Source organism: Mesorhizobium sp. B2-3-12, from assembly GCF_006442205.1.
GTDB lineage: Bacteria > Pseudomonadota > Alphaproteobacteria > Rhizobiales > Rhizobiaceae > Mesorhizobium.
This window is the reverse complement of record NZ_VFVR01000001.1, coordinates 45,796-69,509: the sequence shown is the minus strand read 5'-3', so window position 1 is coordinate 69,509 and position 23,714 is coordinate 45,796. Positions and strand designations below refer to the sequence as shown.

At 62.3% G+C, this 23,714-nt stretch carries 27 protein-coding genes; 7 read left to right on the top strand and 20 right to left on the bottom strand.

Annotated elements, in window-relative coordinates; genetic code table 11:
• Window positions 1–68: 68 nt before the first annotated feature.
• Window positions 69–1,298, top strand: a complete 1,230-nt coding sequence (locus FJ948_RS00415; RefSeq protein WP_140701151.1) for a bifunctional 2-C-methyl-D-erythritol 4-phosphate cytidylyltransferase/2-C-methyl-D-erythritol 2,4-cyclodiphosphate synthase — start codon at window positions 69–71, stop codon at window positions 1,296–1,298.
• Window positions 1,295–1,804 (top strand): CinA family protein, encoded by a 510-nt coding sequence (locus FJ948_RS00410; protein WP_140701149.1) that lies wholly within the window; start codon window positions 1,295–1,297, stop codon window positions 1,802–1,804. The genes FJ948_RS00415 and FJ948_RS00410 overlap by 4 nt, the downstream gene beginning before the upstream one ends.
• Here the strand turns inward: FJ948_RS00410 and FJ948_RS00405 are convergent.
• The 11 genes from FJ948_RS00405 to eno form a co-directional block, all read right to left on the bottom strand.
• Complete coding sequence (locus tag FJ948_RS00405; RefSeq protein ID WP_140701147.1) at window positions 1,780–2,238, bottom strand: type II toxin-antitoxin system RatA family toxin; 459 nt, start codon at window positions 2,236–2,238, stop codon at window positions 1,780–1,782. The genes FJ948_RS00410 and FJ948_RS00405 overlap by 25 nt on opposite strands.
• Before the next feature lie 36 nt (window positions 2,239–2,274).
• Window positions 2,275–3,240, bottom strand: coding sequence for a lipoyl synthase (gene lipA / locus FJ948_RS00400; protein ID WP_127872368.1), 966 nt, complete (start codon window positions 3,238–3,240; stop codon window positions 2,275–2,277).
• A 136-nt stretch (window positions 3,241–3,376) separates the two neighbouring features.
• On the bottom strand, window positions 3,377–3,634 hold the full coding sequence (locus tag FJ948_RS00395) for a GlsB/YeaQ/YmgE family stress response membrane protein (protein ID WP_019858028.1): 258 nt from the start codon (window positions 3,632–3,634) through the stop codon (window positions 3,377–3,379).
• Between the two features lie 99 nt (window positions 3,635–3,733).
• Window positions 3,734–5,200: a dihydrolipoyl dehydrogenase gene (lpdA, locus tag FJ948_RS00390; RefSeq protein WP_140701145.1), complete on the bottom strand. Its 1,467-nt coding sequence runs from the start codon at window positions 5,198–5,200 to the stop codon at window positions 3,734–3,736.
• Window positions 5,201–5,215: 15 nt separating this feature from the next.
• Window positions 5,216–5,851 carry an SGNH/GDSL hydrolase family protein gene (locus FJ948_RS00385; RefSeq protein WP_140701143.1) on the bottom strand — a complete coding sequence of 212 codons (636 nt, stop codon included), beginning with the start codon at window positions 5,849–5,851 and terminating at the stop codon, window positions 5,216–5,218.
• Window positions 5,852–5,854: 3 nt separating this feature from the next.
• Window positions 5,855–6,268, bottom strand: a complete 414-nt coding sequence (locus FJ948_RS00380) for a hypothetical protein (RefSeq protein ID WP_140701141.1) — start codon at window positions 6,266–6,268, stop codon at window positions 5,855–5,857.
• A gap of 14 nt (window positions 6,269–6,282) precedes the next feature.
• Complete coding sequence (locus FJ948_RS00375) at window positions 6,283–7,668, bottom strand: pyruvate dehydrogenase complex dihydrolipoamide acetyltransferase (protein WP_140701139.1); 1,386 nt, start codon at window positions 7,666–7,668, stop codon at window positions 6,283–6,285.
• A 19-nt stretch (window positions 7,669–7,687) separates the two neighbouring features.
• Window positions 7,688–9,073, bottom strand: coding sequence for a pyruvate dehydrogenase complex E1 component subunit beta (locus FJ948_RS00370; RefSeq protein WP_140701137.1), 1,386 nt, complete (start codon window positions 9,071–9,073; stop codon window positions 7,688–7,690).
• Between the two features lie 14 nt (window positions 9,074–9,087).
• The gene (gene pdhA, locus FJ948_RS00365) at window positions 9,088–10,125 is read right to left on the bottom strand and encodes a pyruvate dehydrogenase (acetyl-transferring) E1 component subunit alpha (RefSeq protein WP_140701135.1); all 1,038 of its coding nucleotides are present in this window, start codon (window positions 10,123–10,125) and stop codon (window positions 9,088–9,090) included.
• Between the two features lie 187 nt (window positions 10,126–10,312).
• Window positions 10,313–10,636, bottom strand: a complete 324-nt coding sequence (locus FJ948_RS00360) for a septum formation initiator family protein (protein ID WP_140701133.1) — start codon at window positions 10,634–10,636, stop codon at window positions 10,313–10,315.
• A 152-nt stretch (window positions 10,637–10,788) separates the two neighbouring features.
• Window positions 10,789–12,063, bottom strand: a complete 1,275-nt coding sequence (gene eno / locus FJ948_RS00355; protein ID WP_140701131.1) for a phosphopyruvate hydratase — start codon at window positions 12,061–12,063, stop codon at window positions 10,789–10,791.
• Window positions 12,064–12,263: 200 nt separating this feature from the next.
• Here eno and FJ948_RS30855 point away from each other — a divergent pair, with 200 nt between their 5' ends.
• Window positions 12,264–12,386, top strand: coding sequence for a hypothetical protein (locus FJ948_RS30855; protein ID WP_140701129.1), 123 nt, complete (start codon window positions 12,264–12,266; stop codon window positions 12,384–12,386).
• 56 nt (window positions 12,387–12,442) lie between these two features.
• On the opposite strand, the gene FJ948_RS00345 is transcribed toward FJ948_RS30855, so the two are convergent.
• From FJ948_RS00345 to FJ948_RS30850, 6 genes are all read right to left on the bottom strand, one after another.
• Window positions 12,443–12,808: a PRC-barrel domain-containing protein gene (locus FJ948_RS00345; protein WP_140701127.1), complete on the bottom strand. Its 366-nt coding sequence runs from the start codon at window positions 12,806–12,808 to the stop codon at window positions 12,443–12,445.
• Between the two features lie 84 nt (window positions 12,809–12,892).
• A complete protein-coding gene (locus tag FJ948_RS00340; RefSeq protein ID WP_027045027.1) occupies window positions 12,893–13,096 on the bottom strand; it encodes a dodecin family protein in 204 nt (67 codons plus the stop codon).
• Between the two features lie 85 nt (window positions 13,097–13,181).
• Window positions 13,182–14,027, bottom strand: coding sequence for a 3-deoxy-8-phosphooctulonate synthase (gene kdsA, locus FJ948_RS00335; protein WP_140701125.1), 846 nt, complete (start codon window positions 14,025–14,027; stop codon window positions 13,182–13,184).
• Window positions 14,024–14,908, bottom strand: coding sequence for a VOC family protein (locus FJ948_RS00330; RefSeq protein ID WP_140701123.1), 885 nt, complete (start codon window positions 14,906–14,908; stop codon window positions 14,024–14,026). Before FJ948_RS00330 ends, kdsA begins: the two co-directional genes overlap by 4 nt.
• A gap of 139 nt (window positions 14,909–15,047) precedes the next feature.
• Window positions 15,048–15,338: a Dabb family protein gene (locus FJ948_RS00325; RefSeq protein ID WP_140701121.1), complete on the bottom strand. Its 291-nt coding sequence runs from the start codon at window positions 15,336–15,338 to the stop codon at window positions 15,048–15,050.
• A gap of 162 nt (window positions 15,339–15,500) precedes the next feature.
• Window positions 15,501–15,635: a hypothetical protein gene (locus tag FJ948_RS30850; protein ID WP_263491405.1), complete on the bottom strand. Its 135-nt coding sequence runs from the start codon at window positions 15,633–15,635 to the stop codon at window positions 15,501–15,503.
• Window positions 15,636–15,962: 327 nt separating this feature from the next.
• Here FJ948_RS30850 and FJ948_RS00315 point away from each other — a divergent pair, with 327 nt between their 5' ends.
• Complete coding sequence (locus FJ948_RS00315; RefSeq protein ID WP_140701119.1) at window positions 15,963–17,207, top strand: cyclopropane-fatty-acyl-phospholipid synthase family protein; 1,245 nt, start codon at window positions 15,963–15,965, stop codon at window positions 17,205–17,207.
• A 51-nt stretch (window positions 17,208–17,258) separates the two neighbouring features.
• On the opposite strand, the gene FJ948_RS00310 is transcribed toward FJ948_RS00315, so the two are convergent.
• Together FJ948_RS00310 and FJ948_RS00305 are read right to left on the bottom strand one after the other, a co-directional pair.
• Window positions 17,259–19,238, bottom strand: coding sequence for a bifunctional 2',3'-cyclic-nucleotide 2'-phosphodiesterase/3'-nucleotidase (locus FJ948_RS00310; RefSeq protein ID WP_140701117.1), 1,980 nt, complete (start codon window positions 19,236–19,238; stop codon window positions 17,259–17,261).
• A gap of 146 nt (window positions 19,239–19,384) precedes the next feature.
• The gene (locus tag FJ948_RS00305) at window positions 19,385–20,650 is read right to left on the bottom strand and encodes an NAD(P)/FAD-dependent oxidoreductase (RefSeq protein WP_140701115.1); all 1,266 of its coding nucleotides are present in this window, start codon (window positions 20,648–20,650) and stop codon (window positions 19,385–19,387) included.
• Between the two features lie 164 nt (window positions 20,651–20,814).
• On the opposite strand from FJ948_RS00305, the gene FJ948_RS00300 reads away from it, so the two are divergent.
• Together FJ948_RS00300 and FJ948_RS00295 are read left to right on the top strand one after the other, a co-directional pair.
• Window positions 20,815–21,465 carry a 5-formyltetrahydrofolate cyclo-ligase gene (locus tag FJ948_RS00300; RefSeq protein WP_140701113.1) on the top strand — a complete coding sequence of 217 codons (651 nt, stop codon included), beginning with the start codon at window positions 20,815–20,817 and terminating at the stop codon, window positions 21,463–21,465.
• A gap of 10 nt (window positions 21,466–21,475) precedes the next feature.
• The gene (locus FJ948_RS00295) at window positions 21,476–21,907 is read left to right on the top strand and encodes a hypothetical protein (protein ID WP_140701111.1); all 432 of its coding nucleotides are present in this window, start codon (window positions 21,476–21,478) and stop codon (window positions 21,905–21,907) included.
• Here the strand turns inward: FJ948_RS00295 and FJ948_RS00290 are convergent.
• Window positions 21,904–22,377, bottom strand: a complete 474-nt coding sequence (locus FJ948_RS00290) for an Lrp/AsnC family transcriptional regulator (protein ID WP_015317948.1) — start codon at window positions 22,375–22,377, stop codon at window positions 21,904–21,906. The genes FJ948_RS00295 and FJ948_RS00290 overlap by 4 nt on opposite strands.
• A gap of 157 nt (window positions 22,378–22,534) precedes the next feature.
• Between FJ948_RS00290 and ald the strand changes: the two genes are divergently transcribed.
• On the top strand, window positions 22,535–23,650 hold the full coding sequence (ald, locus tag FJ948_RS00285; protein WP_140701109.1) for an alanine dehydrogenase: 1,116 nt from the start codon (window positions 22,535–22,537) through the stop codon (window positions 23,648–23,650).
• Window positions 23,651–23,714: the final 64 nt, after the last annotated feature.

The window sequence follows — 23,714 nt, the reverse complement described above, 5'->3', positions numbered from 1 at the left end:
ACGCCACATTAAGGCGCAATTGGGAAAAAGCTGGCCTTCGTCCTTGGCCGCGACTAGGACCAGACGGCATGACGGGCGCAACTGAAAATCAGGCTTCGGATCCGAGTGGCAAAGTCGCGGTGGTTATCGTCGCGGCAGGCCGCGGCGCGCGCGCCGGACAGGCCGATGGTCCCAAGCAATATCAACGAGTTGGCGGTCGCGCCGTCATCGCTCGCGTCATCGACATTTTTCTGGCGCACCCGCTCATCGGCCGGATCGTCGTGGCCATTCATGCCGAGGACCGCGAGCTTTTCCGGCAAGCGGTCGGCACCGACGCCGATCGGGTGACGGCAATCGCCGGGGGCGCAACCCGGCAGGATTCGGTTCGGCTAGGGCTGCAGGCGCTGAGAAGCTACGCGCCGGACAAGGTTCTCATCCACGATGCCGCACGCCCCTTTGTCGACGTGGATCTGATCGACCGCACCATCGCGGCTATCGGCGAGCGAGAGGGCGCGCTTCCCGCACTGCCGGTCGCCGACACGCTGAAACGCGAATCGGCCACCGGCATGGTCGGCGAAACAGTCCCCAGGAGCGGGCTGCACGCGGCGCAAACGCCGCAAGGCTTTCCATTCCTCGCCATCATGACGATGCATGAGGAAGCCTACAGCAGCGGCAAGACCGACTTTACCGACGACGCGTCGATCGCCGAATGGATGCAGATGCCGGTGAAGCTCGTTCCGGGCTCACCGGACAATGTCAAACTCACCTGGGCACGAGACATCGCCATGGCACACCAGCGGCTTTCCAGCGAACGGGCGCACTTCCCCGACGTCCGCACCGGCAATGGCTATGACGTCCATGCCTTCGAGCCCGGCGACCACATCACGCTCTGCGGCGTCGCCATCCCGCATGACAGGAAACTGTCGGGCCATTCCGACGCCGATGTCGGCCTGCACGCCCTCACCGACGCACTGTTGGCGACCTGCGGGGCCGGCGACATCGGCACGCACTTTCCGCCGTCCGATCCGCAGTGGAAAGGCGCTGCCTCGCGCATATTCGTCGAACATGCGGCAAGACTGGTGCGCGAGCGCGGCGGCCGCATCGCCAATGCCGACATCACGCTGGTCTGCGAGGCGCCGCGCGTCGGCCCGCACCGCGAGGCGATGACATCGGTCCTTTCCCAGATGCTGGGCGTTTCGGCCGACCGTATCTCGGTCAAGGCGACAACCAACGAGAAGCTCGGCTTCGTCGGTCGCGAGGAAGGCATCGCGGCGATCGCCACCGCCAGTGTGGTGTTTCCCGGCGAGGTTCCGGAATGACCAACGGCGAACTGGCCATCGCCCTGTTCGAGGCCTGCCGCGAGCGCGGCATCATGCTGGCGACGGCGGAAAGCTGCACGGGAGGCATGATAATCGCCGCGCTGACCGACATCGCCGGCTCTTCCGCCGTGGTCGATCGCGGCTTCATCACCTATTCCAATGAAGCCAAGATGGACATGCTCGGCGTTCGCGCCACCACGCTCGACGCGCATGGCGCGGTATCCCGCGAGACAGCGACCGAGATGGCAACCGGCGCGCTTGCCCGTTCGCGCGCCGCGCTGACGCTGGCGGTCACAGGCATTGCCGGTCCGGGTGGCGGTTCCGCGGAAAAGCCGGTCGGGCTGGTCTGGTTTGGCGTTGCCGTCAACGGCCGACCCGTGACGGCCGAACGAAAGCTGTTTGCCGACAATGGCCGCGACTTCATCCGCCGGGAAACGGTCAAACATGCGCTGGAGCTCGGCTTGCAGGCACTTGGCGAGAGTCAGGCCGCCGGTGTCTTGCCGTAGATGACATCAGCGCGCTTCTCGAAAGCCTCGGCGAACATACGGAAGGCACGATCGAACATCGTGCCCATCAGCGCGCCCAGGATGCGGCTCTTGAATTCATAGTCGATGAAGAAGCGCACGGCGCAGCCGGCGCCGTCTGGCTCGAAACGCCAGACATTGCTCAGATATTTGAACGGGCCGTCGATGTATTTCACATCGATGGCGTTCTCGTCGGGCTTCAGCAGCACCTGCGTGGTGAAGGTCTCACGGATCGCCTTATAGCCGATGCTCATGTCGGCGACGAGGATGGTGCGTCCGTCACGCTCCTTGCGCGAGCGAACCGTCAGCGCCTCGCAAAGCGGCAGGAATTGCGGATAGGTCTCGATATCGGCGACCAGCGCGAACATCTGCCGAGGCGTGTGGGCAACGCGGCGGGTGGCTTCGAATTTCGGCATGAATCCGGCTCTAATACGCGTCGCGTCGAAGATGCATCAGAGCGATTTCGCGAGCTGCGCTTCGCGCGCCGCGCGCAGCCTGGCGAAATCATCGCCGGCGTGATGCGAGGAGCGCGTCAGCGGGCTCGACGCCACCAGCAGGAAACCCTTGGTCTTGCCGATCGTCTCGAAGGACTTGAATTCTTCAGGGGTGACGAAGCGGATCACCGGATGGTGCTTCTTCGACGGCTGCAGGTACTGGCCGATGGTCATGAAGTCGACATTGGCCGAGCGCAGATCGTCCATCAGCTGCAGGATTTCATTCCGCTCCTCGCCCAGCCCCACCATGATGCCGGACTTGGTGAAGATCGACGGATCGAGCTCCTTGACCCGCTGCAGCAGGCGGATCGAGTGGAAATAGCGGGCGCCGGGCCGGACCTTCAGATAATTCGACGGCACGGTTTCGAGATTGTGGTTGAAGACGTCGGGCCTGGCCGCCACGACGATTTCCAGCGCCCCGTCCTTGCGCAGGAAATCCGGCGTGAGAATTTCGATCGTCGTCAGAGGCGTTGCCGCCCGGATCGCACGGATGACATCGGCAAAGTGCTGCGCGCCACCATCGGCCAGATCGTCGCGGTCGACCGAGGTGATGACGACGTGGGTGAGCCCCATCTGCTTGACGGCGTGCGCGACGCGCGCCGGCTCATCGGGATCGAGCGCGGTCGGAATACCGGTGGCGACATTGCAGAAGGCGCAGGCGCGCGTGCAGATCTCGCCCATGATCATGAAGGTGGCGTGCTTCTTTTCCCAGCACTCGCCTATATTCGGGCAGCCGGCTTCTTCGCACACCGTCACCAGCTTGTGCGACTTCACGATCTCGCGTGTCTCGGCATAGCCTTTCGATACCGGCGCCTTGACGCGGATCCAGTCCGGCTTGCGCAACACCTCCTGGTCGGGCTTGTGGGCCTTCTCGGGATGCCGCAGCCGCGGCGCGTTGGCGATCGTGTCGAGGACAGTGACCATCTGAACCCTGGCTTTTCTCGCGACCGCCCACCGGCGATCGTCATTTCAACGTCATTTAGGACTTTTCAGCACAAAGAAAAAGGCTGCGGCGGCACATGCCGCCACAACCATTTGCGCATAGCCGAAGAGATATCGGCTAGCGGCGCACCAGGCGCCCGACCCAGATCAGCAGGCAGGCGCCGATGAAGCCGGTGATCAGATAGGCTGTCCAGCCGACGCCGAATGGCCCGAAATTGAGTGCCTGCAAAATGGCGTTCAACACGACAGCCCCAACGATGCCCATGATAATGTTCATGAAGATGCCGGTGTTGCTCTTCATGACCATTTCGGCAAACCAGCCTGCCAGGCCGCCGATGATGATGGCTGCGATCCAGCCCACGCCGTTCAAATGCATATGCCTTCTCCTTGTGCGCGTAAAAATGCGTCCGGAAACGAGCTGCCTTGCCGTCGAGATCCCACAGCTTGCGCGGCTGAGTCTCCTGCGGCAAATCTATCATGCGTTCAAGGCGCGGCCATAGGCGTCGAGCACGCTTTCCTTCATCATCTCGGACAGCGTCGGATGCGGGAAGATGGTGTGCATCAACTCTTCCTCGGTCGTTTCGAGGTTCATCGCGACCACAAAGCCCTGGATCAATTCGGTCACTTCGGCGCCGACCATGTGCGCACCCAGCAGCTGACCGGTCTTCTTGTCGAAGATGGTCTTGATGAAACCCTGGTCCTCGCCAAGCGCGATCGCCTTGCCGTTGGCGGCGAACTGGAAGCGGCCAACGCGGATGTCCTTGCCCTCCGCCTTGGCCTTCGCTTCCGTCAGGCCGACCGAGGCGACCTGCGGGTTGCAGTAGGTGCAGCCGGGGATCTTGAGCTTGTCGATGGCATGTACGCCGGGAAAATTCGCGATCTTCTCGACGCACACCACGCCCTCATGCTCGGCCTTGTGGGCAAGCATCGGCGGACCGGCGACGTCGCCGATGGCGTAGATGCCGGGCACGTTGGTCTTGCCGTAACCATCGACGACGACGCAGCCGCGATCCGTCTTCACGCCGAGCGCTTCAAGGCCGAGGTTCTCGATATTGCCCTGAACGCCGACGGCGGAGATCATGCGGTCGGCGGTGATCTTCTCGACCTTGCCGTCCTTCATCTCGACATGGGCGGTGACCGAATTGGCGCCCTTTTCGACCTTGGTCACCTTGGCTTCGAGGATGATCTTCATGCCTTGCTTCTCGAACTGCTTTTGCGCGAATTTCGAGACTTCGGCGTCCTCTACCGGCATCACCGCCGGCAGCAGTTCGACGACCGTCACGTCGGCGCCCATCGTGCGGTAGAAGGAGGCGAATTCGATACCGATGGCGCCGGAGCCCATCACCAGAAGCGACTTCGGCATCTCCTTGGGCACCATGGCCTCGAAATAGGTCCAGATCAGCTTGCCGTCCGGCTCGATGCCGGGCAGCGCGCGCGGCCGCGCACCCGTCGCCAGGATGATGTGCTTGGCGGTGTACGTGCCCTCGCCCTTGACGCCTTTCGGCACTGGTGGCTGCGGTTCCATCGGCTTCTTGGCTGTCTTGGTCACGACGATTTCGCCAAATTTTTCACCAGAAGGGGGCTTCGACAACTTGGCTTCGCCCCAGATCACGTCGACCTTGTTCTTCTTCATCAGGAAGGCGACGCCGCCATTGAGCCTGAGCGACACTTTGCGCGAGCGGTCGACGACAGCGGCGGTATCGGCACTGATCTTGCCGCCATCGAGCTTCAGCCCGTAATCCTTCAAATGATCGGAATAATGCATGATCTCGGCCGAGCGCAGCAGCGCCTTGGTCGGGATGCAGCCCCAGTTCAGGCAGATGCCGCCCAGATGCTCGCGCTCGACGATCGCCGTCTTGAAGCCAAGCTGGGCGGATCGCACCGCCGTAACGTAGCCGCCGGGGCCGGAGCCGATGATGATGACGTCGTAGTTCTCAGCCACGGTTTTCTCCTTCAATCACAATTCCAACATGACGCGTACGGCCGGTGCCAGCGCCTTGCCGATATTTCGCGTGTTTTCGGCGTCGAGGTGGACACCGTCGAGCGGCGTGGTTTGCGCCACGGTGCCGGCGTCGAAGAAGCCGCAGCCGGCTTCGTCGGCGAGTGCCTCGTATTGCGGTGCAAGCTGTTTCGAAGCGTCGTCGCCGCCGGCGAACATCGCCTTGAAATCGGCATTCTCGGTCCGGGCTACAACGGGCGGCGAGACAATCAGGATCTGGGGTGCCGGCCAGTCGAACGGATAGTCGTGGCCACGCACGATATCGATCAGCCGCTGGATGCCTTGCTTGGCCGCGACCGGATTGCCATGGATCCACGGCTTCATGTCATTGGCGCCGAGCATGATGACGATCAGGTCGATCGGCGCATGCGTCGTCAGCACCGTCGGCAGCAACCGCGCACCATTGCGGTCGGCTCCGGCCAGATGATCGTCGAAGGCGGTGGTGCGGCCATTGAGGCCGTCGGCGATCACCTGAACGCCTTCACCGAGCCCGGCCTGCAGCACACTTGGCCAGCGATCCTCGAGCGCATGACGTCCACCTTCGGCATTGTAGCCCCAGGTCAGCGAGTCGCCGTAACAAAGAACCGTCTTCATCCGTCAACCCGCCTTTATGTCGGCCACACCGCGCTTCACGCGCCAGCGCACGAACAACCAATGGATGATGATCGTCACCAAACCCGGCAGACCGAGACCGGCAACCATCGGCATGTCTTTCCTCACCACCGCGGCGCTGCTGTCGCTGTAGAAGATCACCCCGACCAAGAGGACGATCAGCGCCACAAACACATTCAGCGTCCACTTCCCGGCCCTCGTCACCGCCGCGACCGGATCGTTCATCAATTGCGCCACGAAGAAGATGAAGGTGACGACAAAAGTCACCAGCACCGAGACCATGAAGACGATGATGTATTCTTCCTCGGCGCCGGTCGCGACAGCCAACCATTGCGCGATCAGGCCGCCGGCCAACCCGGAAATGAAAAAAGCGAAAAGGCTGGTGAAGAATATTCGCACAGCCTTTCCCTTTCCTAGACCAGCATGCCCATCGGATTTTCGATCAGCTTCTTGAAGGCGACCAGCAGTTCGGCGCCCAAGGCTCCGTCGACGGCGCGATGGTCGGTCGACAGCGTCACCGACATCACCGTGGCTATCTTGATCTCGCCGTTCTTGACCACCGCCCGCTCCTCGCCGGCCCCGACCGCCAGGATCGTCGCATGCGGTGGGTTGATGACGGCGGCGAAATCCTTGATGCCGAACATGCCGAGATTGGACACCGCCGTCGTGCCGCCCTGATACTCCTCCGGCTTCAGCTTGCGGCTCCTGGCGCGGCTCGCCAGATCCTTCATCTCGTTGGAGATGACCGACAGCGTCTTTTCGTCGGCATGGCGGATGATCGGCGTGATCAGGCCGCCGGGGATCGAGACGGCGACCCCGACATCGGCATGTTTGTGCTTGACCATGGCGCTCTCGGTCCAGGAGGCGTTGGCATCCGGCACTGCCTTCAGCGCCATCGCCATCGCCTTGATCACCATGTCGTTGACCGACAGCTTGTAGGCCGGCGCCTCGCCCTTGTCGGTCTTCTTCACCGGAGCCGCCGCATTGAGCTGCGAGCGCAGGGTCAGCAGCGCGTCGAGTTCACAGTCGAGGGTCAAGTAGAAATGCGGGATTGTGGTCTTGGCTTCGACCAGGCGCCGCGCGATGGTCTTGCGCATATTGTCATGCGGGACCAGTTCGTAGGAGCCTTGCTCGAACAGCTTCAGCACCTGATCGTCCGACATCGCCTTTACGGCCGGTGCGGCGGCCGGCGCACCAGCCGGAGCCTTGGCCGCAGGCGCTGCCTTGGCGCCGCCGCCGGCGATCGCGGCATCGACATCGGCCTTGACCACGCGGCCATGCGGACCGGTGCCGGTCACAGCGGACACGTCGACGCCCGCGTCCTTGGCAATGCGGCGCGCGAGCGGCGACGCAAAGGTGCGCTCGCCACCGGCATGGCCGTTGGCGGCCGGAGCAGGCTCAGCCTTCGTCGGCGCCGGCGCAGCGGACGTCGCCGGCTTCGGCGATTCCTTGGGTGACTCAACCTTCGGAGCATCCGCTTTTGGAGCTTCAGTCTTTGAAGCTTCAGCCTTTGATGCGGCATCGCCACCGCTTTTGGCGGCAGCACCCGCATCTTCGCCCTCGGCCGCAAGCACGGCGATCAGCGCGTTGACCTTGACGCCCTCCGTTCCGGCCGGCACGACGAGCTTGGCCACGGTACCTTCATCGACGGCTTCGACCTCCATCGTCGCCTTGTCGGTCTCGATCTCGGCGATGACGTCGCCCGGCGAAACCTTGTCGCCTTCCTTGACCAGCCACTTGGAAAGATTGCCCTCTTCCATCGTGGGCGAGAGCGCCGGCATGGTGATGTTGATTGGCATTTTTGTCCTCCCGCCCGGTTCAGCGATACGTGACGGCTTTGACCGCCTCGATGACCTCGCCGACATTCGGCAATGCCAGCTTTTCGAGGTTCGCCGCATAAGGCATCGGCACATCCTTGCCGGCGATGGTGATCACAGGCGCATCGAGGAAATCGAAGGCGCGCTGTGACACCTGGTTGGCGATATGGTCGCCGACCGAATTCTGCGGGTACCCTTCTTCGACCACGACCAGCCGGTTGGTCTTCTTGACCGAGGCAATGATGGTGTCGAGGTCGAGCGGACGAACGGTTCTGAGATCGATGATCTCGGCGTCGATGCCCAGGCCACGCAATTCGGCTTCAGCCTTCACCGCATAGGTCATGCCGATGCCGAACGAGACGATGGTGACGTCCTTGCCCTGCTTGTGGATGCGCGCCTTGCCGATCGGCAGCACGAAATCGTCCAGCTTCGGCACGTCGAAGGACTGGCCGTAGAGGATCTCGTTCTCGAGGAAGATGACCGGGTTCGGATCTCGGATCGCCGCCTTGAGCAAGCCCTTGGCGTCGGCGGCCGTATAAGGCATCACGACTTTCAGGCCTGGAATGTGGCTGTACCAGGCGGCATAGCATTGGGAGTGCTGGGCGGCGACGCGGGCTGCCGCGCCGTTCGGCCCACGGAACACGATCGGCGCGCCCATCTGGCCGCCCGACATATAGAGGGTCTTGGCGGCCGAATTGATGATCTGGTCGATCGCCTGCATGGCGAAGTTGAAGGTCATGAACTCGACGATCGGCTTCAGGCCCGCCATCGCCGCGCCGACGCCGACGCCGGCAAAGCCATGTTCGGTGATCGGCGTATCGACGACGCGCCGCGGACCGAATTCCTGCAGCAGGCCTTGGGTGATCTTGTAGGCGCCCTGATATTCGGCGACTTCCTCACCCATGACGAAGACGTCGCCGTCACGGCGCATTTCCTCGGCCATGGCATCGCGCAGCGCTTCACGCACGGTGGTCGAGACCATCTCGGTGCCGGCCGGAATGTCCGGATCGGCGGCGATTTCGGTCTTCGGTGCCGCCGCGACAGGTGCGGCGGCCTCGCTCTTGGCCGCAACTGGCGCAGGCGCCTTTGCCTGAGCCTTGGCAGGCTCTTCGCCGATGCCTTCGCCGGCCTTGTCGGTGTCTTCGCCTTCAACGGCAAGGACGGCGATCACGGCATTGACCTTGACGCCTTCGGTGCCGGCGGGAACCACGATCTTGGCCAGCGTGCCTTCGTCGACGGCTTCGACTTCCATCGTCGCCTTGTCGGTTTCGATCTCGGCGATCACGTCGCCGGCGACGACCTTGTCGCCTTCGTTCTTCAACCACTTGGACAGATTGCCCTCTTCCATGGTCGGCGAGAGAGCGGGCATGAGAATTTCGATCGGCATGTCCTGGCCCTCCCTTACAATACGATATCGGTCCAGAGCTCGGACGGATCCGGCTCGGCATCGTTCTGGGCAAATTCGGCGGCGTCGGCGACGATGTCGCGAACCTCCTTGTCGATGGCCTTGAGTTCTTCCTCATCAGCCCACTTCTTTTCGATGAGCCGCGCCTTGACCTGCTCGATCGGGTCGTGCTCGGAGCGCATCTTCTGCACTTCTTCCTTCGACCGGTATTTTGCAGGATCGGACATGGAGTGGCCGCGATAGCGATAGGTCTGCATCTCGAGAATCAGCGGACCATTGCCGGCGCGGCACCATTCGGTTGCGAGATCGGCGGCGGCCTTGACCGCGCGCACATCCATGCCATCGACCTGGATGCCGGGAATCTTGAAGGAAGCGCCACGGTGCGAGAAGTCGGTCTCGGCTGAGGAGCGCGACACCGACGTGCCCATGGCGTAGCGGTTGTTCTCGATGATGTAGATCACCGGCAGCTTCCACAGCGAGGCCATGTTGAAGCTTTCATAGACCTGGCCCTGGTTGGCGGCGCCGTCGCCGAAATAGGTCAGCGACACGTTCTTGTTCTCGCGATAGCGGTTGGCGAAGGCCAGGCCCGTGCCGAGCGACACCTGCGCACCGACAATGCCGTGACCGCCATAGAAATGCTTCTCCTTGGAGAACATGTGCATGGAGCCGCCCTTGCCTTTCGACAGGCCGCCTCGGCGTCCGGTCAGTTCGGCCATGACGCCGCGCGGCGAAAGCTCCATCGCCAGCATGTGGCCGTGATCGCGATAGGCCGTGATCATCTGATCGCCGTCGATCAGCGCCATCTTCATGCCGGTGACGACCGCTTCCTGGCCGATGTAGAGGTGGCAGAAGCCGCCGATGAAGCCCATGCCATAGAGCTGGCCGGCCTTTTCCTCGAACCGGCGGATGAGCAGCATGTGCCGGTAGGCGGCAAGCTCTTCGTCCTTGGTGAAGTCAGCAGGCTTGGGTGCTGACAGGCCGGATTTACCGTCGGATTTCGATTTGGCAGGCGCTTTTCTGGCTGCGGTGGCCATGCATCACTCCCTGTTGGCGTCTCTTTGCGGACACTGGAGCAAGACTTGCTCCGGGGAGATCGCCCTCCCCTTCGATTTATGGGAGGCTAACACGTCGAAAGGCGTTCCGCCATGTCGAAATTGCATAGCTGGCATGCACCTAAGCAATTAAAATCATTGCAAATATTGGTGATTAACCGGATATTGGTTATTTCGTCGAGACCGGCAGCATGATGGTGATCTCGTCGGCTTGGGACAGATTGAGCGCCCGGCGCGCCTGCTCGTCAAGCATGTCCTTCTCGAGCGTGCCATCATGCATGAGCCTGACGCGCCGCTCCAGCTCCATCCTGCGCGCCTTGATCGCATCGAGCTGACCCTGCAGCACGACCGTCTCGGCTTCCAGCTTGTATTTGGAATTGATGCCGAATTCGCCGTGATAGGCGTGGAAGCCGAAATAGGCCAGGAACACCACGCACAAAGAGGGAATGATCAGCCGCCCGGTGTTTCTCTGCTTGTGCTGACGCGTCCACATGACCGATTCCCCGTGGCCGCGAACTCAGACGGCACTAAGCCTTTTTCGCCTGATTGTGCTTAACGGACGGTTACGGGAGGCCGCGCGGGCCGGCTTGAAATGCAAAAGGGCGGGATGTCCCGCCCTTTCCCTATCAACAAGATGCCGCCGGATCAGCCCTTGATCACTGACTTGCCAGCATAACGCGCCTGCTTGCCGAGTTCTTCCTCGATGCGGATCAGCTGGTTGTACTTGGCCATGCGGTCGGAGCGGGACAGCGAGCCGGTCTTGATCTGCCCGCAATTGGTGGCGACGGCGAGATCGGCGATGGTCGAATCCTCGGTCTCGCCGGAACGGTGCGACATGACGGCGGTGTAGGCTGCCTTGTGCGCGGTCTCGACCGCGTCGAGCGTCTCGGTCAGCGAGCCGATCTGATTGACCTTGACCAGGATCGAATTGGCGACGCCCATGCGGATGCCGTCGCGCAGGCGCGCCGTGTTGGTGACGAAAAGATCGTCGCCGACAAGCTGCGTCTTCTTGCCGATCAGGTCGGTCAGGTACTTCCAGCCTTCCCAGTCGTCCTCGGCAAGGCCGTCCTCGATCGAGATGATCGGATAATCGGCGGCGAGCTTGGCGAGGTATTTGGCCTGCGCCTTGGGATCGCGTGTCTTCTTCTCGCCTTCATAGACGTAGTTGCCGTCCTTGAAGAATTCGGTCGCGGCGCAATCGAGGCCAAGCGCGATCTCCTCGCCCGGCTTGAAGCCGGCCTTCTCGATCGATTCCATGATGAAATCGAGCGCCACCGGCGCGCTCTTCAGGTTCGGCGCGAAGCCGCCCTCGTCGCCGACATTGGTGTTGTGGCCGGCATCCTTCAGCTTCTTGCGCAGCGTGTGGAAGATTTCCGACCCCCAGCGCACGCCTTCGCGCAGCGTCGGCGCGCCGACCGGGAGGATCATGAATTCCTGGAAGTCGATCGGGTTGTCGGCATGCGCGCCGCCATTGATGATGTTCATCATCGGCACCGGCAGGACGTGCGCCTTGGCGCCGCCGACATAGCGATAGAGCGGCAGGCCTGAGGCATCGGCCGCGGCCTTCGCAACCGCCAGCGAAACGCCCAGAATGGCGTTGGCGCCAAGCCGGCTCTTATTGGGCGTGCCGTCGAGCTCGATCATGGTCTGGTCGATGTGGATCTGGTTTTCGGCTTCCATGCCGCCGATCGCCTCGAACAGTTCGCCATTGACCGCTTCGACGGCCTTGAGCACGCCCTTGCCGAGATAGCGGGCGCCGCCGTCGCGCAATTCCACGGCTTCATGGGCGCCGGTCGAGGCGCCCGAAGGCACCGCCGCGCGGCCCATCGAACCATCTTCGAGAACGACATCGACCTCGACGGTCGGGTTTCCACGGCTGTCCAGGATTTCACGCCCGACAATATCGATGATGGCGGTCATTGCGATGTCCTCGATTGATCTGGAGAAAACGTCGCGCCCGTCTTAGCCAAAGCAACGCAAAAGGCAATCGGGCCGTGGCCGAATATTGCCGGGTCCCCGATTCACGAAGCGCAAATTTCTGTCATCATAAGTCATGCCGTCGAACACGCATTTTCGGCTATGGCTATGCATGCGCGGGGCGAAACAGGAGGAGTTTCGCCATGTCCGAGTTAAGCGGTATTGTCAGTCTGTTCCTGATCGCGGCCGCGTTCCTGACATCATGCGATGGTCAGCCGCCGCCAAAAGCCGGGATGTCGCTGCCGGCGCTGCACCTCAGCGAATAATCCTTGCGTTGAATCAAAAAGGGCCCCGTCGAAACGAGACCCTTTTTTGTTCGCGTTCAATGCCAGTAGGGCGTGACCTTGTAATACTCATAGGAGGCGTCGCGCGCGCTCTCGCCATCCGCGCCGGCCAGTTCGTTGATCGAATAGGCGGGCGCGGCCTTCAGCTGTTCCTTCGAGAAGGGCACGACATAACCGCCCTTGTCCTCGTCATAGTCGAGACTTGCCCAGGGAACGGCGTGGTATTTCTCGCCGATGCCGAGAAAGCCGCCAAAACCGATCACCGCGAACATGATGCCGTTCGACGTCTTGTCGAGCATGATGTCCTCGATGCTGCCGATGCTGGTGCCCTCGGTGTTGTAGACCGACGTGCCGATGACCCGCGAAGCGGCAATGGCTTCGGTGTGACCTGTCTGGGTTGTCATTGTCATACTCCTCGTTGTCGTTGATCTCTGCTTCGACAATGAGGGGCGCGGGCGAAAGTTCCCGACTTTTTGGCGGCTGCCCGATCACTCCGCCAGGATGAAAGTCACCTTCATATTGACGCGGTAGGCCGCGATCTTGCCGTCCTCGACGACGATCTTCTGATCCTGGATCCAGGCGCCTTCGACGTTCTTCAGGGTTTTCGAGGCGCGGGCGATTCCCTTCTCGATAGCGTCCTGAAAGCTCTTCTTCGACGATGAGGTGATTTCGGTGACGCGGGCAACGGACATGGCTTCCTCCTGCCAAAACGCTCATTTGCCGGCCAAGCGTACAACCGGCCCCCAGCAACCACAAGCGCCGGCTGAAAGCCCTGGATCAGTGCCCTTTGGCCACCCGGTCCAACGCCATCAGCGTTTCCAGCAGTGCCGGCATATCTTTCAGCGGCAGCATGTTGGGACCGTCGGAAGAGGTCGAATTGTCGGGATCCTGGTGGGTCTCGATAAAGACGCCGGCAACCCCAACCGCGACGGCCGCGCGGGCCAACGTCGCGACAAACCGGCGTTCGCCGCCGGACGAGCCGCCCTGCCCGCCCGGCTGCTGGACCGAATGCGTGGCGTCGAAGATCACCGGCGCGCCGATCTCGGCCATGACAGGCAGCGCCCGCATGTCCGACACCAGCGTGTTGTAGCCGAAGGAGGCACCGCGCTCGGTGGTCAGGACATTGGCATTGCCGGAGCCGGTGATCTTGGCGACCACGTTCTTCATGTCCCACGGCGCCAGGAACTGGCCCTTCTTGACGTTGATCACCTTCCCCGTCCTTGCGGCGGCGACCAGCATGTCGGTCTGGCGCGACAGGAAGGCCGGAATCTGCAGCACATCGACATGCGGCGCGACGATCGCGCACTGTTCCTCGGTGTGGACATCGGTCAGCACGGGAAGCGAGAATTCCTTGCGCAGTTCGTCGAAGACCGGAAGTGCGGCGTCCATGCCGGCGCCACGCGTTGCCGACAGCGAGGTCCGGTTGGCCTTGTCGTAACTCGTCTTATAGACGAGGCCGATGCCGAGCCTGCCGGTCAGTTCCTTCAGCGCGCCGGCCATGTCGAAGGCGTGCTGGCGCGATTCGAACTGGCACGGGCCTGCGATCAGCGCCAGGGGTGCCGCATTGTCGAAGACGACATTGCCGACGGTTACCGCCGAATTGGGCGCTAGGGGGTTGCTCATTGGATCTCCCGAAAGATGAAAGCGGCGCCTTGGCCGGCTGCGGGCCGCACGATGATGTCATTGCCCGACATATCGTGTTCGATGGCATTGGCCGCAAGCAGGCTTGCGGCGGCGCCAGTGTCGCGGATCGAAAAAACCACGGCGGCGAAGCGCAATTCCGACGGCGCCCCGGCCGGTGTTCCAAAGCGCGCGGCGAAAGACGCGGGATCGAGCACACGCAAATTTGCGGTCGGCAAGAGAAACGCGCCGCCTTGTCCGCCAGACGGGTCGTTGACCGCCACGGCAATCAGCCTATGCTGCTCGGCGGGAGAACTGCTGACCGCAATCACCTCGGCGATCCCGTGGACCCCATTGGGATGAGCCTGCAAGGCGGCACGGTCCACTTTTGGCGCGTTGATGCGCTGGCAGGCAAAAAGAAATGCGTCCGTTTGGCCCTGAGCCGCGGCAAAGGCGAGCTTGAACGACGCCGTATCGCTTTTGCCCGTCGTGTCGGTGAAGGCTCGCGAGAAGCTCAGCGTGTCTCCCGCCGACAGGCCGGCTTCCACATAGCGTTCATGGTCGCCATCGGCATTGTCCGTACCAAGCACCACCGCGGAGAATCCCTCGTCGCCCCGGCTTTCGCGATAGAGCCGATCGCGTGCGACGAAGACGTTGCCCTGCGCAACCGCTTCTACCGCAGCCGGTTCACTGCCGATCGCGAGTGGCTCCAGATAGGTGCCATCGGCGAAGAAAACGCAGCAGTTTTCCGTGCCAAAGGGATGGACGCCGGTCGGGGCGACGACGAAGCCCAGCGCTGTGAGCCGAGTCCGCGCCGCATCGAGGCTCCGCGTCGGCAGAACGAGATGATCGAGCGGATGAATACCTGATGTGGTTGGGGTCATGCAGGCGCGATGTGCATCATTCCGAAGATCGGTTCAAGACTGGATCGCCATGCCGCCGGGCGGCGGCGCATTGTTCGCGTGGCACGATCCATCGGGAAAACGCGCCCGCGCGAAGGCTCCTTCTAGAGCAGGCGCAGGGTCAGCTCCCAGCCACGACGTCAGCCGAATAGCGCAGCTCGCGCAATGGTTTGACCTTGCTGGTGGTCTGCGCATAGAGCGGGTGCGCCTTGTAGGCGGCCAGCGCCGCGTCATCGGCGAATTCCGCGTAGACGACGACATCGATTTCATCCGACAGCGGGTCGACCTTGGTGTTCAACGTGACCTCGAAGAGGCTGGAATGAGGAATGTCGCCAAGCGCCAGCAGCCCGGTACGCACTGCTTCCACGTCTTGCCTGTGCCGCGCGCTGAAGAAAACGATATGCCGGATCAATCCCGCCTCCTCGATCTGAATGTCGGGGTCTTTTGTGGCGGCGGTCCCTTTGCGTCAACCGGTCATGGCGTCACGCGTCCTTGCGACGCGCCTCGATCGGTGCGGCACCTGATTCCGCGCGCATCAGGCATGAAGCGCCGGGCCACTCAATTGGAGGGATATCTAGACCTTGCCGGTGACGTAGCGCACCACATGAGAAATCTCCCTGACCGTGACGTCCAGATACCGGCCCTGATTGTAGAGACCGTCCCAGATCAGGAAGAAGGCGATGGCGGCAATGACAATTACATAACGCATGGCTAAAGCTATCGTACAAGCGATGCGGCTGCCATAGGCGTTTTCGATTTCAGGCTCAAGCTGACGCAAGGCCGCCAGAGCCTGGCGTGGCACAGTCCAGCTCTCGGCATGCCTCTTGAAGTTCCCCTTCATGACGTGGAAGATTGTGCCAGGCATTCACTGGGAAGCGCTGAAGCTCTGCCAAGGGCGCGCGCTTTCGTTCGAGCCCGCCTGCTGTCGAACCCGCAAGCTGCCGGGACCAAGCAACGGCGTTTGAACCCGGCGGATGATCCAAGAGAACCGTGGCTTGGCAATTGCGCCGACATCACGGAGATCCAGGGGCACGGAATGGCACACGGGGAACATCAAGGCGACGCGGTCAGGCTCGACGAATTCAATTTCGCCGAGATCGTCAAGGGTCTCCCGGCCAAGGCGCGGATGGTGCTGTCGGCGGCCATGAACCTGCCGCGGGGTTCGCTGAAGGTCAGGATGCCGGACGGCCGCGCCGTTCTCATCGGCGGCAAAGCGCCGGGCCCCGACGCCGAACTGGTGCTCAAGAACTGGCGCCTGCCGGGCCGCGCCTTTTCCGGCGGCACGATCGGCGTTGCCGAATCCTACATGGACGGCGATTGGGAGAGCCCCGATGTGACCAGTTTTCTCGAACTGTTCGTCGTCAACTCCGCCTTCGGCGAAAAGGTCGCCGGCGGAGCAAGCTGGCTCATCAACACTGTCCAGCGCATCCGCCACTGGTTCAACGAAAACACGCGCTCCGGTTCGAAGCGCAATATTTCGGCGCATTACGATCTCGGCAACGCCTTCTACAAGGAATGGCTCGACCCGAGCATGACCTATTCCTCCGCGCTCTACGCCAATGGTGCCAATGATCTCGAGAGCGCGCAGGCCGCCAAATACCGGGCGCTGGCCAGGGATACGGGCATCGGCGGAAAGGATCATGTGCTGGAGATCGGCTGCGGCTGGGGCGGCTTTGCCGAATTCGCGGCGCGCGAAATCGGCTGCCGCGTTACCGGATTGACCATCAGCCGCGAGCAGCACGACTTTGCCAAGGCCCGCATCCAAAAGGCGGGACTGGCGGACAAGGTCGATATCAAGTTGCAGGATTACCGCGACGAAACGGGCACTTACGATCGCATCGCCTCGATCGAGATGTTCGAGGCGGTCGGCGAGAAATACTGGCCGGTGTTCTTCTCCAAGATGAAAGCCTGCCTGAGGCCAGGCGGCACCGCGGGCCTGCAGATCATCACCATCAACGAGGCCGCTTACGATACCTATCGCGCCAGGCCGGATTTCATCCAGCGCTACGTCTTTCCGGGCGGCATGCTGCCGACGCCGTCGATCCTGAAATCGCTTGGCGCGGCACACGGCCTTGCGCATTTGCGCGAACGCGTTTTCCCCGAGGACTATGCCCGCACGCTTGCCGAATGGCGCCAGCGTTTCTGGGGATCGTGGGAGAAGATCGTGCCACTCGGCTTCGACGATCGTTTCAAGAAGCTCTGGGAGTTCTACCTGCACTATTGCGAGGCCGGTTTCCGCGCCAGCTACATCGATGTGCGCCAGGTGGTCTACAAGGCTTGAGGAGCCGGGGGAAACGAACGGGGCAGCCCGCTCGTCTCCTTGCTCGATGCTTCAAAGCAGGATGCGGTACTTCGCAAAGCCGGCTTCGCCGTCACCTGCCGGCTCGATCTTCAGCGACTTCACGTCGGCGATGAAGTCCTTTGCCTTGACGCCTGTCTCGAAGACGACGCTGGTTCCCGGCAATGGCGCGAACGACCAGTTGCCGTCCGCCGACGGGTTGATGGTGCCTTGACTGACGACGTAGCGGACGATGACGTCGCGATTGGTGTCGGGCGCGTCGTAGATGATCTTCGAGGCATTGATGTCAGGAAAGTTGCCGCCGCCGCCGGCACGGTAATTGTTGGTTGCGACGACGAATTTCGCCAAGGGATCAATCGGCTTGTCATCGAATTTGAGATCGACGATGCGGTTCGATCCGGCGTTGGCGATGCCGCCCTTGGCATCGTACTTCGGGGGCTGCGACAAATCTATCTTGTAGGTGACACCGTCGATGACGTCGAAATTGTAGGACGGAAATTCGGTGTCGATCAGTGGCTGGTCGGCCTTCCCCGCCTCGATCTTCTTGAAGATGCCGGCCGACATTTCCAGCCATTCCTTGACTTGCGCCCCGGTGATTTCGACGGCACGCACGGTGTTGGGGTAAAGGTAGAGATCGGCGACGTTCTTGATGGCGATGTCGCCCGCGGGCACGTCGGTATAGTAGTCGGCGCCGTTGCGCCCACCGGCCTTGAATGGAGCGGCGGCCGACAGCAGCGGCACGTCCTTCCACTGTGTGCTTTTCAATATGTCCTTGAGGTACCAGGTCTGCGCCTGGTTGACGACCTGCACCGACGGATCGTCCGCGACGAGGGCGAAGTAGGAATAGAGCGGCGCGGAGGTCCTGCCGACCGGGCGGCGAACATAGGCGAGCGTCGCCTCGTGGTCCTGCTCGAGAGCGGCAATGATGCGCTTGTCGTCGGCGACGGTCGGCTTGTTCTTGTTGTCGACACGCTCGAAGATCGGCCGCGCCTCCGATGTCGCGGAGACCACTTTCCAACTGGAGCCGTCACGCTCCAGCATCAGGTCGATCAGGCCCATATGCGAGCCCCAGAAACCGCCCATGACGGCTGGCTTGCCTTGCAGCGTGCCCTTCTGTGTATCGACGCCCTCGAGTGCCTGGAAATCCTTCTTGCCGGGGAAAACGAGGTGCTGGTGGCCGGTGAACACGGCGTCGATGCCTTCGACGCCGGCGATGAAAAACGAGGCGTTCTCCATCATCTCACCCTGCTTGACGTCGATGCCGGAATGCGAGAGCGCGATGACGATATCGGCGCCCTCCTCCTTCATCTGCGGCACCCAGGCCTTGGCCGCCTCGACGATGTCGCGGGTCTTGACGTTGCCTTCGAGGTTCTTGAGGTCCCAGACCATGATCTGCGGCGGCACGAAGCCGATGATGCCGATCTTGATCGGCTGCTCGGCGCCTGCTCCGTCCTTGATCTTCTTGTCCAGGATCACATAGGGCTTGAGATAGAGCTTGTCGTCGCGCGGATTGGCGGCAAGCTCGGTGCCCCGGATCAGATTGGCGCAGACGAACGGGAAATTGGCGCCGGCCAGCACCTTGTCCAGAAAGGACAGGCCGTAGTTGAATTCGTGGTTGCCAAGCGTCGAACACTCGTAACCGAGCAGGTTCATGCCTTTCATGATCGGATGGAGGTCGCCTTCCTTCAGGCCCTTCTCATAGGCGATGTAGTCCCCCATCGGATTGCCCTGCAACAGGTCGCCATTGTCGATCAGCATCGAATTGACGGCCTCCTTGCGCACGGCGTCGATCAGCGACGCAGTGCGCGACAGGCCCATCGTGTCGTTCGCTTTGTCGGCGTAGTAATCATAAGGCAGCACGTTCACATGGATGTCGGTGGTTTCCATGATCCTCAGATGCGCCTGGTTGGCCTGCGCCCGGGCGGAGAAAGGATGAAGCATGATCAGCGCCCCTGTGGCGGCGGCCCCCGCAAGAAGACCACGGCGAGAGACGGGATGGAGCAGTTGCGACATGTTTTCTCCTTCTTCGACCTGACACGCCCTGCCCCGAAGCGAACTTCGCGCCGAAATTGGCTCAAGTCCACTCAAGAAGTCGCGCGTATCCGGCATCAATCCATCAGCGGCAGATGACGCGCGGATGAATGGGACGGTGAAGAAAGTCAGGTTCTGTCGTCGTCGCCTTGCGTAATCAGCCGGGCGCTGCGCTGGCCCGTGACATAGATCCATAGCCAGCTCAACGAAACGGCAAGCCGGTTGCGAAAGCCGATCAGGAAATAGATATGCGCGATGCCCCACAGCCACCAGGCGAGCCAGCCCGTCAGCTTGATCCAGCCGAAATCGATCGCGGCGGCGCGCTTGCCGATCGTCGCCAGATCACCGGCATGCTTGTAGTGGAAAGGCCGCGGGCTCGTGTCGCCGGCAAGCCTGGCCCTGACGGTCGCGGCAACATGCCGGCCTTCCTGCTTGGCGGAAGGCGCCACGCCGGGCACAGGCCGTCCGTCGGGCCGCAGCACGAGTGCTGCGTCTCCGATGACAAAAATCTCCGCGCTGCCAGGCACGCTGAGGTCAGGCTCGACCAAGACCCTGCCTGCCCGGTCCGCCTTCGCTCCCAGCCATTCGGCGGCGGGCGAAGCGGCAACGCCTGCCGCCCACAGGATGGTGCGGGCCGGCAGAACCGTGTCGCCAAAAACCACGCCTTCGGGGTCGCAGCGCGTAACGGCGCGGCCAAGCTCGACTGTAACGCCAAGCCGTTCCAGCGCCTTGCCCGCGTAGTCGGAGAGCTTTGGCGCGAAATTGGCAAGGATGCGGTCGCCGGCCTCTATCAGCACCACGCGCGTCTGGCGCGTATCGATGTTGCGAAATTCGCCGCGCAGCGTGTCATGCGCCAGTTCGGCGATGGTTCCGGCAAGTTCGACGCCGGTCGGCCCGCCGCCGACGATGGCAATGGTCAGCAGCGCCTGGCGCCTGGCGGGATCCGGTTCCCGCTCGGCCTGCTCGAAGGCCAGCAGGATGCGGCGCCGGATGGTGGTGGCGTCCTCCAATGTCTTCAGGCCCGGCGCGAAGGGCTCCCATTCGTCATGGCCGAAATAAGCGTGGCGCGCGCCGGTGGCGAGCACCAGCGTATCGTAAGCAACGGCGCTGCCATCGTCGAGCAGAACGCGTTTGCCGATCCAGTCGATCCCTGTGACATTCGCCAGCAGCGTGGTCACATCCTTGCGCTTGCGCAGGAGATGGCGGATCGGCCAGGCAACCTCCGAAGTCGCCAGCGCTGTCGTCGCCACTTGGTAGAGCAGCGGCTGGAACAGATGATGGTTGCGCTTGTCGATCATGGTGATGCGCACCGGCGCGCCAGCCAGCGCGCGGGTGAATTCGAGGCCGCCGAACCCCGCGCCAACGACGACGACATGATGTCTGGCTTCGTTCATCTCGTTCACCCCTGATGGGCAAGATTGCCTGCCCTGAATGTAGGTATTTTTGTGCAATGCAACAACGGCAGGACTGCCCGAGACTCGTCGTTCCATGTCGTCAACGCACAAGATGTATCGTGTCGCGAGGTATAGCGTCATGGGACACGCGATGAGGTGAAAGCATGCCCAACGATCATGACGACCAGGGTCCGGCGCGGTATGCCTCGCCACCCTGCTTCATGCATGAACTCGAGCCCGCCTTCCAGGCATCGTCGAGCGACTGGACCGATGTCCGGCGCTGGCGCAAGGCCGAGCGCGAACGGCTGATCGCCGCGCGGCTCGCGGTTTCGGCCGACGCGCGAACCGCGATGTCCCGGCGTATCGCCGAAGGGCTCGATGCCGAAATCGGCGAGATCGCGGGCCGCATGGTCAGCCTTTACTGGCCGTTTCGCGGTGAGCCGGATTTGCGGCCATGGATGGCTTCGATCAACGACCGTGGCGGCCGCACGGCGCTGCCGATTGTGGTCGATAAAGGCCAACCGCTGATCTTTCGCGCCTACAAACCCGGCGACCGGTTGGAAAAAGGTGTGTGGAACATCCCAATTCCGGCCGAGGGCGATCCAGTGTTGCCCGATATCGTCATCTCGCCCATTGTCGGCATTGATCCGGCAAACTACCGCCTGGGCTATGGTGGCGGCTTCTTCGACCGGACGCTGGCGGCCATGCCCTTCAACCCATTGGTCATCGGCGTCGGCTACGAATTGCAGCGTATAGCCACCATCTATCCGCAACCGCACGACATCCCCATGGATCGGATCGTCACCGAGGCCTAAGATCGGCTGCTTGACAACGGGTGATGAGATGATCGGACGAACTGTAACGGCTGGGCTTGCAATTGCGTTGTCCTTGTCGCCCGCGCCTGCGCAATCACGGCATCGCTTGCCGAGCGGCTATAAATGGGGCCGTTGCCTGCTCGTTGTTGACGGCCAGACGCGTATATCGGGAAAATGCTCCTATCAGATCGAGAAGGGCGGCGATTTCAATATCCAGGGACCCCGGCAGGTTTTTGCAGGTATCGACTATCCCGATACGCATAGTGGGGCTGGTGAAATGTCCGAGGATTACTGGGCAGCCGTCTACAAAGACGGTGATGTTTGGAGCGGCTACGGTAACTCGGACATCCGCGCGACTCACGGCGATGAACGCTGGGAAGACCTTCGCCGCGACGGCGCATGCTATCTCGGGAAAGACGTCCGGGTGTGCCTTTGGCGTTAAGCCATTTCCGGCTTCAGGCCCATTGCCGTCCGGTCGACGATTTCGCGCAAGGCGAATGACGAATTGATCTTCGTTACATGCGGCATCGCCGACAGCCATTCCTTGTGGATACGCTCGTAGTCGACGAGATCCTTGGCCGCGATCCTGAGGATATAGTCGTACTCGCCCGACATCAGGTGGCACGACAGCACGTTGGGGCAACGCTTGATCGCCGCCTCGAAATCCGACAGCGTCTTCTCGAACTGGCCGGAGAGCGATATGTGGACGATCGCGGTCATCTGGTGGCCAAGGGCCGCGTTGGAAAGCCGGGCGTGATAACCGCGGATGGTCCCGGACTTCTCCAGATTGTCGAGCCGGCGCGAGCAGGCCGACTGCGACAGACCGACCTTTTCCGCAAGAGCCGCGTTCGGCATCCGGCCATCCTTCTGCAATGTCTCCAGAATGGCGATATCAATCCTGTCGAGCGGCATTCTTCGTGATTCCTGCGAATATCAGTGCATTTGACGCAACGATTATCGAAGGACTCACTCTCCCGCAAGTGCATTCGCAAACACCTGCGCACCGATTCATGGTTCACTGCGCCAATACAGGGAGTGAGCCCAAAAGGGCCCGGATCAGGAGAAGACAATGCGCGTCGGCTGCCCCAAGGAAATCAAGAACCACGAATACCGTGTCGGCCTCACGCCCGGCTCGGTTCGCGAATATGTCGCCCACGGCCATGAGGTTCTGGTCGAGGCCGGCGCGGGCGCCGGCATCGGTGCCGATGACAACGCCTATCGCGCCGCCGGCGCCATCATCGCCAAGACGGCCGCGGACGTGTTCGCCAAATCGGACATGATCGTCAAGGTCAAGGAGCCGCAGCCCAATGAGTGGGTGCAGCTGCGCGAAGGCCAGATCCTCTACACCTATCTTCACCTGGCTCCGGATCCGGAGCAGACCAAGGGCCTGCTCGCTTCGGGAGTCACGGCGATCGCCTATGAAACCGTGACCGACGATCGTGGCGGCCTGCCGCTCTTGGCGCCGATGTCGGAAGTCGCCGGCCGCCTGTCGATCCAGGCCGGCGCCACAGCGCTGCAGAAGGCCAATGGCGGCCGCGGCGTGCTGCTCGGCGGCGTGCCGGGCGTGCTGCCGGGCAAGGTCACCGTGCTCGGCGGCGGGGTCGTCGGCCTGCACGCGGCCCGCATGGCGGCCGGCCTCGGCGCCGACGTCACCATCATCGACCGCTCCATCCCGCGCCTGCGCCAACTCGACGATCTCTTCGCCGGCCGGGTCCACACCCGTTACTCCACCGTCGAGGCGCTCGAGGAAGAATGCTTCTCGGCCGACATCGTCGTCGGCGCCGTCCTCATCCCGGGCGCAGCCGCGCCGAAGCTGGTCAGCCGCGAAATGCTGTCGGGCATGAAGAAGGGCTCGGTGCTGGTCGACGTCGCCATCGACCAGGGCGGCTGCTTCGAGACCTCTCATGCCACCACCCACGCCGAACCGACCTACGAGGTTGACGGCGTCATCCACTATTGCGTCGCCAACATGCCAGGTGCCGTGCCGGTCACCTCGGCGCATGCGCTGAACAACGCGACGCTGCATTATGGCCTGCAACTCGCCGACAAGGGTCTGAAGGCTCTGGTCGACGACCACCACTTGCGCAACGGCCTCAATGTCCACAAGGGCAAAATCACCAACCGCGCGGTCGCCGAGGCGCTCGGCTACGAACTGGTCGAGCCGAAAGCAGTGCTCGCGGCCTGATACACCCAGAAAAAGTCAACCTACACTCTTGCCCGCCGGTTCGCTCCGGCGGGCTTTTTTGCTT